This window comes from Epilithonimonas caeni DSM 17710 (assembly GCF_000426465.1).
Lineage (GTDB): Bacteria > Bacteroidota > Bacteroidia > Flavobacteriales > Weeksellaceae > Epilithonimonas > Epilithonimonas caeni.
In genome coordinates, this window is sequence record NZ_AUFK01000017.1 from 156,286 (window position 1) to 169,962 (window position 13,677).

At 37.3% G+C, this 13,677-nt stretch carries 13 protein-coding genes; 8 read left to right on the forward strand and 5 right to left on the reverse strand.

All coding sequences use genetic code 11. The features are described 5' to 3' along the window. Positions 1-30 precede the first annotated feature (30 nt). Positions 31-381: a hypothetical protein gene (locus K319_RS0110905; protein ID WP_316930929.1), complete on the reverse strand. Its 351-nt coding sequence runs from the start codon at positions 379-381 to the stop codon at positions 31-33. 230 nt (positions 382-611) lie between these two features. Here K319_RS0110905 and pncB point away from each other — a divergent pair, with 230 nt between their 5' ends. The 4 genes from pncB (at position 612) to K319_RS0110930 (ending at position 5,789) form a co-directional block, all read left to right on the forward strand. Next, the gene (pncB, locus tag K319_RS0110910) at positions 612-1,787 is read left to right on the forward strand and encodes a nicotinate phosphoribosyltransferase (RefSeq protein WP_027383702.1); all 1,176 of its coding nucleotides are present in this window, start codon (positions 612-614) and stop codon (positions 1,785-1,787) included. A gap of 276 nt (positions 1,788-2,063) precedes the next feature. After that, positions 2,064-2,543, forward strand: coding sequence for a BON domain-containing protein (locus K319_RS0110920; protein ID WP_027383703.1), 480 nt, complete (start codon positions 2,064-2,066; stop codon positions 2,541-2,543). 2 nt (positions 2,544-2,545) lie between these two features. Next, entirely contained in the window at positions 2,546-2,962 is a 417-nt protein-coding gene (locus K319_RS0110925) for an SH3 domain-containing protein (RefSeq protein WP_027383704.1), read from the forward strand. A 118-nt stretch (positions 2,963-3,080) separates the two neighbouring features. Beyond that, complete coding sequence (locus K319_RS0110930) at positions 3,081-5,789, forward strand: TonB-dependent receptor (protein WP_027383705.1); 2,709 nt, start codon at positions 3,081-3,083, stop codon at positions 5,787-5,789. Between the two features lie 127 nt (positions 5,790-5,916). Here the strand turns inward: K319_RS0110930 and K319_RS0110935 are convergent, their stop codons facing one another. Continuing rightward, positions 5,917-6,885, reverse strand: a complete 969-nt coding sequence (locus K319_RS0110935) for a glycosyltransferase family protein (RefSeq protein WP_027383706.1) — start codon at positions 6,883-6,885, stop codon at positions 5,917-5,919. Positions 6,886-7,008: 123 nt separating this feature from the next. Beyond that, positions 7,009-7,833 carry a UDP-2,3-diacylglucosamine diphosphatase gene (locus K319_RS0110940; protein ID WP_027383707.1) on the reverse strand — a complete coding sequence of 275 codons (825 nt, stop codon included), beginning with the start codon at positions 7,831-7,833 and terminating at the stop codon, positions 7,009-7,011. Between the two features lie 201 nt (positions 7,834-8,034). Here K319_RS0110940 and K319_RS0110945 point away from each other — a divergent pair, with 201 nt between their 5' ends. From K319_RS0110945 to K319_RS0110960, 3 genes are all read left to right on the forward strand, one after another. Next, complete coding sequence (locus K319_RS0110945) at positions 8,035-9,270, forward strand: dicarboxylate/amino acid:cation symporter (protein ID WP_027383708.1); 1,236 nt, start codon at positions 8,035-8,037, stop codon at positions 9,268-9,270. A 334-nt stretch (positions 9,271-9,604) separates the two neighbouring features. Beyond that, positions 9,605-10,714 (forward strand): Mrp/NBP35 family ATP-binding protein, encoded by a 1,110-nt coding sequence (locus K319_RS0110955; RefSeq protein ID WP_027383709.1) that lies wholly within the window; start codon positions 9,605-9,607, stop codon positions 10,712-10,714. A gap of 4 nt (positions 10,715-10,718) precedes the next feature. Beyond that, complete coding sequence (locus K319_RS0110960; RefSeq protein ID WP_027383710.1) at positions 10,719-10,970, forward strand: NifU family protein; 252 nt, start codon at positions 10,719-10,721, stop codon at positions 10,968-10,970. A 41-nt stretch (positions 10,971-11,011) separates the two neighbouring features. Here K319_RS0110960 and K319_RS0110965 read toward each other — a convergent pair whose 3' ends face one another. Both K319_RS0110965 and K319_RS0110970 read right to left on the reverse strand, forming a co-directional pair. Beyond that, on the reverse strand, positions 11,012-11,344 hold the full coding sequence (locus K319_RS0110965) for a YkvA family protein (RefSeq protein ID WP_051230622.1): 333 nt from the start codon (positions 11,342-11,344) through the stop codon (positions 11,012-11,014). Positions 11,345-11,550: 206 nt separating this feature from the next. Next, positions 11,551-12,567, reverse strand: coding sequence for an NAD(P)H-dependent glycerol-3-phosphate dehydrogenase (locus K319_RS0110970; protein WP_027383712.1), 1,017 nt, complete (start codon positions 12,565-12,567; stop codon positions 11,551-11,553). 185 nt (positions 12,568-12,752) lie between these two features. Here K319_RS0110970 and K319_RS0110975 point away from each other — a divergent pair, with 185 nt between their 5' ends. After that, positions 12,753-13,634 (forward strand): M23 family metallopeptidase, encoded by an 882-nt coding sequence (locus K319_RS0110975; RefSeq protein WP_027383713.1) that lies wholly within the window; start codon positions 12,753-12,755, stop codon positions 13,632-13,634. Positions 13,635-13,677 lie beyond the last annotated feature (43 nt).

Consider the following 13,677-nt stretch of genomic DNA (forward strand, 5'->3'; position numbering starts at 1 on the left):
AAATCCGGCTTTTAAATTATATCTCTAAAATTAATACCTCAACGATTTGCTTTCCCGGAAGCTTGCGATCATATAATATGCTACGAAAACTGTAGAGAATTTGATAATGGAAGGAACTGCAGTTTCAAAATCGAAAAACAGCAATCCAACAGCGACCAAGAAAACGATTCCAATCAGGGAAATTCCCATTTTCTTGGGAAGCGGCCATTCCGGATGGTCCACAAAATAAGCCAATCCCCAGCCAATCCCAAAAGCAGAAGCCACGTAAAGCTCTAACCAAAAGTCTGCTTGCTCTCCTGTAAAACGTCTTAAGAAAAAACTAATCAGGGTTCCAATTACGAAATACATCAGCGCTTTTACCATTTCAAAAAATTTTGACAAAAGTAAGGATTGTAAATTTTATAATGCAGTAAGAACAAAATACAAAGACACAATGAGCTATTTTTCTTCTTAATATTTCAAGGCACAAGGCAAATCTTTGATTTTAAATTTTAACAATGTAAAAACATTGTGCCTTAAAACATAGCGATTTTATAAGTCTTTGTGTTATTTCTTTCCTCATTAAAATCTGCCTCAACAAAATTCCTTAGATTTGTGTAAATGATATTTTTATGCGCGAGGTAAGACTCAATTCTATTCTGGACAACGACTTCTACAAAATCACAATGCAAAATGCAGTGGTGAAACTTTTCACCAATGAAATTGTAAAATACGAATTCATCAACCGAGGAAAACATCAGTTTCCGGAGGGTTTTGCAGAGGAACTCAGAAAGTCTGTCAACGCAATGGCTGAACTGAAGCTCACTAAAGACGAAAAAAAATATCTGAAAGTCACGTGTCCTTATCTTGCCCTACCCTACCTCGATTTTTTGGAAGGTTTTCATTACGACCCTTCTGAAGTAAAGATTGAACAAATTGGCAACGAACTAAAAGTTTCGGTTGAAGGTCTTTGGTACAGAACAATTCTTTGGGAAGTTCCGCTTCTGTCGCTCATCAGCGAGCTTCATTACGAGATGAATCATATGGAACGCCAAACCAACGAAGAAGTCATTAATAAAACTGTAGAAAAAGCAGTTCATCTTACAGAATTGGGAGTTCCTTTTGCTGAATTTGGCACCAGAAGGAGACATTCTTATAAAGTTCACAGATTGGTAATGGATGCCTTGATCCAGGATAAAAAATCAACTTTTACAGGGACTTCCAATGTTCATTTGGCAATGCTTTACAAGGTAAAACCAATCGGAACACACGCTCACGAATGGTTTATGTTTCACGCTGCTGAATTTGGTTTCAAAATGGCCAATTCTATTGCTTTGGAAAATTGGGTGGATGTCTATCGTGGTGATCTGGGAGTTGCACTTTCCGACACTTATACGACGGAAGTTTTCTTTCAACAATTCGATAAAAAATTTGCGAAATTATTTGACGGTGTTCGCCACGACAGCGGTGACCCGTTTGAGTTTGCTGACAAAACCATTGCACATTATCAGAAACACGGCATCAATCCATTATTCAAATACATCATTTTTTCGGACGGACTGAATCTCGAAAAGGTAGAAGAAATCACGAATTACTGCAGAGGAAGGATCGGGATTTCTTTCGGAATCGGAACTAATCTGACGAATGATGTCGGACTCAGACCAATGAATATCGTAATGAAACTCATCAGCGTAAAAGGCATTAATAATGAATGGATACCAACCGTAAAGTTATCCGATGAAAGAGGAAAATACACCGGTGACCCGAAAATGATAGAGTTAGCTAAGGAGTTTTTAAGGATAAAATAATTTTCTGTTCAATTTTAACCCTCAAATTCAATCATAAAAGAATATCCTTTTTTACAGTAATGAAAATTAAAAAACATCATTGCAAATTATGTTTTTCCGGATTTAAAATACTGGGTATCAATTTTGTTAATTTTAATTAAAATTATTTTCAGTATCAAAAAATAATTTAATTTTACCATTAGTGAAAGTTTAGAAATAGCTATCAGGATTTGAATGAATTCTCCTTTTGGCATCAATTTTAATACTTATAAAAAACACAATATAAATTTTTATACTATGAGAAAAACAATTAAAATCGCTGCTCTTGCCCTGATGGTATCAATGACAGCAGTTTCTTGTAAAAAGAAAGTCTCTGATGCCGATCTGACATCACAGGCAACAACTGCAATTACCGCTTATCCCGGAACTTCTGTGGAAGTGAAGGAAGGACAGGCTCATTTGAGCGGGGTTTTCGCAACCGAAGCTGACAAACAAGCAGCAATAGACGCTCTTAAAAAAGTTCAGGGAATCAAAGACGTCCACGATATGGCAACTGTTGCACCAGTAGCAGCTTCTGTAGAAGTTAATGCTGTTGATGCGGCTGTTCTTCAGAAAGTGAATGATGCATTGAAAGACATCCCTGGTGTGAAAGCTGAAGATGTTGCCGGAACCTTGACATTGACAGGAACTACAACTTCTGCTAACGCAAGAAAGGTAAAAGAGTCTGTAGATGCGCTTAAAATTGGTAAATATGATAACAAAATAACTGTTAAATAATTATGAGCTTACAAGATAAATACGCAAGTGTAGTTTCTGCAGCTCAGTCTGCTGGACTCTCTGACCTTTCTGTTCAGGAGCAGGACGGTGTTTTGTACATCACAGGAAAAGCTGCAAGTAGTGCTGCAAAAGACACAGTTTGGAATGCTTTAGGTGCGATTGACCCATCTTATACGGCAACCGATGTCAATATCGATGTTCAGGTTTCCGGATTGGCAGCAGGTGCTTCTTTGACCGTTGCAACGGATGAATCCAATCTTAATATCAGGCAAGAGCCTTCAACTGAAGCTTCGATTGTAGGAAAAGCAGCGAAAGGAGAAACAGTAACTTTGATTGAGCAGTCTTCTGACGATTGGTGGAAGATCAGAACAGCCGATGGTGAAGAAGGTTATGCTTATGCAAGATATTTGAAAGCTTAATTTCAAAACTTTAATAAAATTTGAAACCTCTGACTTTTTCAGGGGTTTTTTATTTTTGAGGTTAGTATTTAACATTACGTCAATTTCCAATCTAACTTCTAACTATTAAAAACCATTGATGAGAAAACTCCTATTTCTTTTTATTCTGATTTGTCTAAGACTAAGTGCCCAAACCTACAGCATCAACGGGAAAGTGACGGATGAAGGAAACAACCCAATTGAAAACGCCACAATTTCATTAATCAAACAAAAGGATTCTTCCATCATCAATTTTACCGGAACTAATAAAAAGGGAAACTTCGTAATCAAGATCCCGGAACAGAGAGAGCCTTCATTCCTACAGATTTCCGGAGATAAACTTCGTATGTTTTCTAAAAAATTCGAAGTCATTGATAAAGATGAAGACCTCAGAACGGTCAAATTAGAAAAAGAAACAATCACCAATATCGAGGAAGTTCAGATCACAGCCTCACCTGTAAAAATCAAAAAAGACACGGTTGAATACAATGCGAATTATCTGAAAGTAAAACCTGATGCCAAAATAGATGAACTTCTAAAAGAAATCCCGGGCGTAGAAACGGATGCCGATGGAAAAATGACAATTAACGGACAACCCGTAAACAAAATCCTCATCAATGGGAAACCTTTTTTCAATCAAGACGGAAGCATCGCTTTGCAGACGTATCCTGCAGACATCATCAAGAAAATTCAAATCACGACGTCTAAAACCAAGGAAGAAGAATTTACAGGAAGAGCTCCAATTTCCGATAGCTTGACCGTGAACTTTAATATTGATGAAAAAGACAACAAAGTCAATCTCAATAATATAATGCTCGGCTATGGAAGCAATAATCGCTATGAGGGAACTATGTTTTTCACAAGAGCCCAAAACAACAGAAACATCGCTTTGATAGGCGCTTCCAATAACATCAATACAACCGGATTCTCTGTTGATAGTTTTTTTGATAGTGGAACAAAAAGCAAAAACGCCGCAATCAATGGGAGTTCTTTAAACCAAGGAATTATGAGAACCTCGATGATCGGACTCAATTATATTGACAGAATCGGAGGCAATCTCGACTTGGAAAAATTCAGTCTCCAATACGATGACAATAATCTGGAAACTCATTCCAAAACATCGAGGACGACTTTTTTACCCGAATATAAACTTGATAAAGACTCCGAACGAAGTGGAAATACTGATACTCGGAAATTCAATTTCAGCACAGATGCGAATTATAAAATCGATAAATACACAAAAATCACGCTATCGGTAGATTTCACAAACAACTCTATCGACAGAACTACTGACAGCAAGAGTTTTACGCTTCGGGATGATGAGCAACTCAACAGCAATGTAAGTTCGTCCTGGGGAAATTCTGTCAGCAATAGTTTTTCTCCGCGAATTGGATTTACCAAAAAATTTCAGAAAAACGGAAGGTCTTTCTCGGCGTATCTCAAGAATGTTTTTTCGGAAAGCAAGAATGACAATTTTAATCTTCAGGAAACCATTTTCTACCAATCTCCGGAAGATAATGACTACAGGGACCAGCGTTCGCAAACCAAAAACTCCAGGAATAGTTTCTTCGCAGATGTCAAATATTACGAACCGATCACTGATCATTCCACGATCTCTATGACTGTGACTTATGATAATCAGACCCGTGATAATGAAAAAATAGTGAATGATCTTGATACGACGAACAATCAATATTCGGCCTATAATTCTCAACTTTCGAACACGCTGAATCAAAACAGCACTTACATCAATCCTGAAATCGGTTATCATCTCAACCGGGACAAAGTGTCTTTCCAGGCGAGTATGAACCTCAGCATTTCTAAATTGGATGTTAATTCGATGTTTAATCTTCAGAATTCCGGGTTTCAGAAAAACTTCACTTTGCCGGAGTATGATCTGAACTTCAAATACGATTTTACCAAAATCAAAAATATCCGAATTACCAATCGCGGCGGTTACACGATTCCCACAGCAATGGAACTGAATCCTTTCCGAGACGAGTCCAACCCGCTTTTGACTTTTCAGGGAAATAAGGATCTGAAAAGCACTTGGCAAAATACCACAAATATCAATTATATCAGTTCCAACATCAGCAGAACGATGAATTTTTATGTTAAGCTTGGTTTCAGCTATTGGGAAAATGATATTGTGGATTATTCTTATTTTGATGAAACAGGAAAGCAGTTCAGCTCTTATGCGAACATCAGCGGAAACAAAAAACTGAATCTAATTTCCAATTTTACAAAAACCTTTAAATGGAACGGGAATCAGTTAAAATTAACCCCAAGTTTCTCATCTAATTACAACTACAGAAAAGGTTTTGTGGATGGTTCAGAGTTCACGAATGACATTTTCAGTGTGACACCAAGATTTAATTTAAATCTAAGACTGAAAGACATTATCGATTTGAGAGCATCCTACAGTTACGGTTTTTCGCAGTCCCATTACACCAATTATCGTTTGGATAAAACCAAAACATCCAATAAAAATCTGACTTTGGGGATGGTCAATTATTTCCTTGTTAATAATTTATTTATCGAAAATGATTTCAGATTCAGAGAGAACAATAATATGTCGGCCAACTTCAACAGAAAATCTTATTTCTGGAATGCAAGTGTGAATTATCAATTCTATAAAAAACAGATGATGCTGAAATTCCGGGTTTATGACTTACTGAATCAAAGACAAAACGCTGTCACAAATATCGGTGACAACTATATCGAAGATCGGGAAGATCTGGTTCTCAGACGGTATTTTATGTTGTCATTGGTAATGAAACTCAATAAAATCGGCGGAAATAAGAGTTGATCTTATTCTAATCCAACCACATAGGCACATAGGAAAATCTAAAAAAGAAAAGACCAGAAGTTCAAATAGCTATTTCATCTTAGTTATTTTTTGCAAAAACAAAATCTATTGTGCCTATGTGGTTTAATCAATACAAAACCTCTTTTGTGATAATACTCTCAATATTATCCGGATAATCTACTTCTATCAATTGGTCGGAATTGATCCATTCCCGGATTTTGACCGGGTCAAGTTTGTCAGAATTGGCGATACCCATTTTGTGAAGTGCAAACGCATTACATTCTTGTTCGTATTGATTTTCTATCGGGATAACGAATAATTTTTTATTCATAAAAAGTGCTTCGGCAGGCGTTTCGAAGCCAGCATTACAAAGAATTCCTTCGCAAGATTCGAACAATTCCAGATATTTTGTTTCATCAATTGGGAAAATTTCCACATTGTTGAACTTCTGATGTTGCTTGGCATATTTGGAAAAAACTTTCCATTGGACATCAATTCTCGTCAGGAAATTAGTGATGACCTCATCCGAAAAGCTTGGAAGATAAACTAGGTAATGACCTTTCTTTTCGGGATTCAGCTTTCTGATCTTTTGTCTGATGACCGGCTTTTTGATATGCGAATTATAATTTTCAAAATGAAACCCGATTTTCTTTTCACAAGGTACATAATGTTTCAGAATAAAATCCCCGAACCAATCTTTCTTCTCCGGCTTCGGCGTTTCTTTGAAAGTTAAAGAAGCTTGATGGCTCAGTTCTACAATTGGTAAATTCCTCAATTTCGCTGCCCAACCTGTCAAAGGTTCAAAATCATTGATGATCAAATCATATGCACTCAAATCCAGATCTTTGATCACTTTCGCTGCTTTGCAAAAATTATTTTCAAACAACGTTTTCTTGTAAGACAAACCGCCAGTTTTGTTATAAAGCAAAGAAATCCCCTTGAATCGGAAATCGATATCAAAATCCGACTTCAACTGTGTCTGATGCCCGCTTATCAAGGTATCCACAAGAGCATGTTTTTTCAAAATCGGGATAATTTCCTGAGCTCTCGCAAGATGTCCGTTTCCCGTACCTTGGAAGGCGTATAATATTTTCATATTATTAAAAAATTTAAATATCTGTGTTTTTTTTAATTTTTAATTAGACACTTCGACAAGCCCAGTGTGACAGTTTTAACAATAATTATTTTAGCAGTGTCAGTCTGAGGCTCTCAAAGACTTTTATACAATCTGAGTTACGATTTTCATCAGTTCCTCACTATTGATTTCTTTAATTTCGTCGGTTTCTTCTTCCAACAATGTATGTTTTTCATCTTCGTAAATGAAAAGTTTCCAATCGCCATTATGATATTCCAAAGCAGAAAGATTTTCCACCCAATCGCCGGAGTTCAGATAGATACATCTTCCTTTTCTGTTAACAACTTCTCGAATCTGAGGCTGATGAATATGACCACAGATCACATAATCAAATTCATTTTCAATAGCCAGTTCAGAAGCAGTCAGTTCAAAATCACCAATATATTTCACGGCTTTTTTGACGTTGTTCTTGATCTTTTTGGAAAAAGAATATTTTTCTTTTCCCATTTTTTCCAATCCCCAGTTCACAAGATTATTAATCGCAATCAGCAGATCATAGCCTTTTCCGCCCAACTTCGCAATCCACTTGGAATGCTGGACCGAAGCGTCAAAAACATCACCGTGGAAAATCCAGGCTTTCTGACTCCCGAGTTTCAAAACGTGTTTGTTGCACAATTTCAGTTTTCCCAATTCGAAATCTGTGAAATTCCTAAATGCCTCGTCATGATTTCCCGTGATATAAAAAACCTCCGATTCCTTGGTTGCAAATGAGATTAATTTTTTAACCACTTTCAAATGAGACTTCGGAAAATAAGATTTCTTGAACTGCCATATATCGATGATATCACCATTCAAAATCAATGTTTTTGGACGGATAGAGTTCAGATATCTCAGCAATTCTTTCGCTTTGCAGCCGTATGTTCCAAGATGCACATCAGAAATAATCACAATGTCTACCTCTCTCTTCATAACGTTCTTGAAGTTGATTTCATTCACAATCAGATTTATACAAAGAACGAAATCTAATTTGAACTGTGCGTGAATGCTATTTTATTTTTGTTGATGAGAATCGGCGAGTTTTCTTTGATCGTCTTAATATTAATTTAAAATATTGGTGGTTATTCTCTCAAAAATATTAGTTTTGTTCAGTTACAATTTATATAAGAAGTTATGAAAGGTCAGAATAAGCTATTTTTCGCAATCATCATTGCATTGATTTTGGGTGTCGTTTTAGGAGGCATTGTCCACACCAACTATCCCGATTCGGCCGATGACTTTTCAAAAAACATCAAACTTCTGGGAACGGTTTTCATCCGGCTGATCCAGATGATCATTGCGCCTTTGGTTTTCTCAACTTTAGTGGTTGGGATTGCAAAAATGGGCGATATCAAAATGGTTGGTCGTGTCGGGACAAAAGCAATGCTTTGGTTTATTACAGCGTCTTTGGTTTCATTATTAATCGGATTGGTTTTAGTGAATTGGCTGGAGCCGGGTCACGTGACACAACTTCCGATCACAGATACTTCCTCAGCTTCCGAAATCGTGAATAACAGCAAAGGTTTCTCGATGGAAGATTTTGTAAAACACATCATTCCAAAAAGTTTATTCGAAGCGTTTGCGACTAATGAAGTTTTACAGATTGTTGTTTTTTCTGTAATGTTTGGAATTGCACTTTCTGCAATGGGCGAAGAATATACAAAACCTGTTATCAAAGGATTGGATATAATTGCCCACGCTATTCTGAAAATGGTGGGTTATATAATGTGGGTTGCTCCTTTAGGTGTTTTCGGAGCGATTGCGGCGGTAGTTGCAACCAATGGTTTCGAGATTTTCAAAGTTTATGCGATTTACCTTCGGGATTTCTTCTTTGCTTTAGGTGTTCTTTGGCTGGTTCTTCTTTTGGTTGGTTATATGATTCTAGGCAATCGACTTTTCGAATTATTGAGAAGAATCAAAGAACCTTTGTTGATTGCATTTTCCACCACAAGTTCCGAAGCGGTTTTCCCGAAATTGGTAGAAGAACTGGAAAGATTTGGGTGCAACAGCAGGATTGTTTCGTTCATTTTACCTCTAGGATATTCCTTCAATCTGGACGGAAGTATGATGTATATGACCTTTGCATCGATTTTCATTGCTCAGATTTATGGAATCGACATGCCTGTTGGACAGCAAATCATAATGCTTTTGGTTCTGATGCTGACAAGTAAAGGAATTGCAGGTGTTCCGAGAGCGAGTTTGGTAATCATTGTTGCAGCGTGTGGAATGTTTGATATTCCTGTTGAAGGAATTGCTTTGATTTTGCCAATCGACCATTTCTGCGATATGGGAAGAAGTATGACAAATGTTCTTGGGAATGCGCTGGCTACTTCTGCTGTGAGCAAGTGGGAAGGGCAATTGGAGAGTTAAGTATTTCTTATGATAAAAAAAATTCGATTTAATTGTAAAACCCATAGCCCTGATGGTAGTGGAAATCCTTTTTTGCTTTGGCTTCGAAAACCTCAGCCCGACAAAGCGTGATGCAAAAAAGATTGCAGCGGACAGCAGGTTCCCGGCTTCAAAAACGGGTTGGAAAATTTGAGAGTATGAGAGTTTTTCTTTAAGCTGAATCACTCAACCTTTCAAACTCTCCAACTCAAATGCCTGCCAAAAATCATCAACATAGACAAAATCATAAATTCAATTAATTCTAAATTAATTTTAAAATCCGTAATTTTGTAGCCACTTAAGAATAATAAATTTTATGCTGACGAAATCAAAAGTTCAGGATTTTCTGAAAGAGATAGAAGTGGATGACCTTGTGAGTAATTTCCAGGTGATGGGCGATGATGTGTATATCGATATGACATCCCACTCGCCTGCGATGCACGAGAAAAAGAAGTTGGAAGTCGCTATGAAACAAGCCTTTGCTTCGGAATTCGGGGAACAAATCAATCTTAAATTGAAAATCTCTTCTCCCGAGCTACCTGCAACTCCTGTGACGAACGAAATCAAAGGAAAGCAGATTCCGGGAATCCAGAACATTATTGCAATTGCTTCCGGAAAAGGTGGCGTTGGAAAATCTACTGTTGCGGCAAACCTTGCGGTGACGTTGGCAAAAATGGGTTTCAAGGTTGGATTGCTGGATGCAGATATCTATGGACCGTCTGTTCCTACAATGCTTGACACAGAAGGACAACGACCAATCTCTGTAGAAGTGAACGGCCGAAATCTGATGAAACCAATCGAAAATTACGGCGTAAAAATGTTGTCAATCGGCTATTTCTCAGGAGCAAACCAAGCGGTTGTCTGGAGAGGACCGATGGCCTCCAAAGCTTTGAACCAGATGATTCGGGATGCAGATTGGGGGGAATTGGATTTCCTTTTAATCGACCTTCCTCCGGGAACCGGAGACATTCATTTGTCTATCATTCAGGAAGTTCCGGTAACTGGAGCGGTTATTGTGAGTACGCCTCAACATGTTGCTTTGGCGGACGTGAGAAAAGGAATAGCAATGTTCAATATGGAAAGCATTAATATTCCTGTTTTGGGATTGATAGAAAATATGGCTTATTTCACGCCGGAAGAGCTACCTGACAATAAATATTATATCTTTGGAAAACAAGGTGCCCAATTTATGGCGGAAGATCTAGGAATTCCTGTTTTGGGAGAGATCCCATTGATTCAAAGTATCAGAGAGGCCGGAGATGTTGGAAGACCGGCGGCATTGCAGGAAAATTCCAAAATCGCTGAAATCTACACCAAAACTGCCCAAAATATGGTAGAGAGCCTTGTAGAAAGAAACACCAATCTGCCACCAACCGAAGCCGTGAAAATCACAACAATGGCCGGTTGCTCGCCTAAGAAAAAATAATAAAATGAATAATACAAATCAAATTCAGGAAGAGCTGGTAACCAAAGTAATGGATGCTTTGGACAGTATCCGACCATTTCTTAACAAAGACGGCGGTGATATCGAACTTGTAGATGTTCAGGGAAGAACCGTTATTGTAAGACTTTTGGGGCATTGTTCCAGCTGTGGAATCAGTAGTTCTACAATGAAATTGGGTGTGGAAAACACCATTAAGCAGTTTGCTCCGGAAATAGAGACTGTTATCAATATTGAATAAAAAAATCCCGATTCATTTTGAATCGGGATTTTTATTTATTGTTATTCTACAATTTCTGCGTCTATAACATTAGGGTTATTTTTACGGCTTTCCCAAAGCAGGAACTTGTCTACTTCTTTCATCAGCAATGGAATCGCAAAAGCCAGAATTGCCAAATCGTCCAAAGCCCCTACAACAGGAACGAAATCCGGAATGATATCGATAGGCGAAATCACATAAATCAGAGCCAAAGCAGGCAAAAGAATATCTGTGAATTTCATTTTATATTCCCCCTTGTAATAAAGTTTTATCATCCTGAAAACCGCAGGAATCTTCTGCAGAAACCCCTTGTGTTTGATAGCTTCCTGAGCCAGTTTAAATTTTGAATGTTTCATTTTGTGTTTGATATTTTCATTTTCAGATGCAAAATTTGCAAATTCTATTCCATTATATTTTTATAATTGTTAATTAACTTTCATTAAGATTTACATTATTTTTTTGAAATCTTTAATACAAATTTGATAGGGTTAAAATAACTAATTAATATTGAATGAGAATTTTAAATTTCAAAATATTATGTGTGTATATGGTTTTTAAATTATTAAGTCAACTTGTCTGTTAGTTTTGCAAATTGTTTCTCTGCACTTTTCCCTTCATACAAAATATCATACACAGCATTGATGATGGGAAGTTTAAGTTTCTTTTCTTTACAGATTGCGTAGATTCCGTTAGTCGCATAATAACCTTCTGCAACCATACTCATTGATTGGATTGCTGATTTCACGGTGTAACCTTTACCAATTAAATTCCCCAAATTTCTGTTTCTGGAAAATAGCGAGTAAGCCGTTACAATCAAATCGCCCAAATATGCACTGTCATTCACATCTCTCTTTTCAGGATAAATCGCTTCCAGAAAAGTTTCCATTTCCCGAATCGCATTAGAAACATAGACCGCGATGAAGTTGTCTCCGTAACCCAAACCGCTCGCAATCCCAGCTCCAATGGCGTAAATATTTTTAAGAATCGCCGAATATTCGTTTCCAAGAATATCGCAACTTGTATTGACCTTGATATAAAAAGATGACAGAACTTCTTTTAAAACATCTGCATCATCTTGCTCAGCAACAGCCACAGTAAGATAGGATAAGCGTTCCATCGCCACCTCTTCTGCATGGCAAGGACCAGCAATGACCGCTTGATTTTTGAATCCGATCTTGAACTCATCACGGAGATAGTGAGCCACGATATCATTATGTTTCGGAACAATCCCTTTTATGGCAGAACAGAATAATTTGTCCTGATAATCACAGGTCAATTTTTCCATAGATTCCGCCAGATAAATAGAAGGAACTGCCAAAATAATCACATCAGAGCTAGAAACCAGCTCGTTGATGTCTGTGGTGATCTGAAGTTTTTTGAGATTGAAACTAACCGTTGTAAGATAAGTCGGATTATGTCCACGCTGTTCAATAGCACCTTTTACAAACTCGTTACGAACACACCAATTAACCGTTTTACAATTTTCAAGAAGCATTTTAACGATTGCAGTCGCAAAACTTCCGCTTCCTAAAACGCCAACTCGTACATTCTTAGGTGATTTAGTCAATTTCTTTGCCATTCTTTTTCGTCTTTTTCATTGTTACAAATCTAATGTAAATTATGAATTTACATCCATCTAAATTTTCTTTAACAATAAATTAAGAATAATTAACCTTCTTTAATCAAATTATATTCCGAACACCTATTAACATTAGAAAAAAATAAAAATTCCTTACTTTTGCAATCCATTTAAAAATCCTATTAATGGTTCAATTTTTAAAATCGAAAAAGAAAAAGAACGTTGTTCTTATACTATTGCTGATCATTTGCTTTATCGAAGGATTGGTCATCGCAAAATTTTACAACGGCGTAGATGACAAGGTCTATCAGGTAAACCTTGTGAAAATCAATAACGAAAAAGACAGCATCGACCATCTGCAGTTAAAAACTGACCTTGCCTTGGTTGACCAGAGCATCAGAAGCATAGATGGGTTTTTAAAGTCAAAGAATGTTTCTGACCTTAGGATCGAAAGGTTGGCAAAAGATAGTCTGGAAAACGGAGTTTACCTGGCCAAAGTCAGTAACAGATATAGTCAATATCTTATCGATCTGGAACAAAAATTACAGCAAATCCCTCTGGGAATCCCGACTGACGGCTACATCTCCTCGAATTTCGGGATCCGAAAAAATCCAATTCCCCCAAAAACTACCGAAGTTGCAAATAGTTCCAATATTGCCGAAGAAAAAGATAGTCTTGGTAATGTTATAAAAAGACAAGCGATTGTAAAAGAAGACAAAAATGCATCCAGCAATGCACCTGCCGAGAAAGACCAAATGCAATTCCACAAAGGTTTGGATGTCGCAGTTGCTTATGGAAGTGCCGTGAAGTGTGCAGCATCCGGAAAAGTGATTTTTGCCGGCATGAAAGGTGGCTACGGAAACTGCGTTATCATAGAGCATGGTAACGGATTGGCGACTTTATACGGTCATCTTTCAGAAATCCTGGTAGAAGCCAATGACAGGGTAAAAGTTGGTCAAATCATTGCCAAATCGGGAAATACAGGACGTTCTACAGGACCTCATCTTCATTATGAGATTCATAAAAACAATCAGCCGATCAATCCGAGGCTATTCTTGAATTTTTAATTTTACGAGTCTTCCAGAACCTCAGACCGACAATCTGAGACGA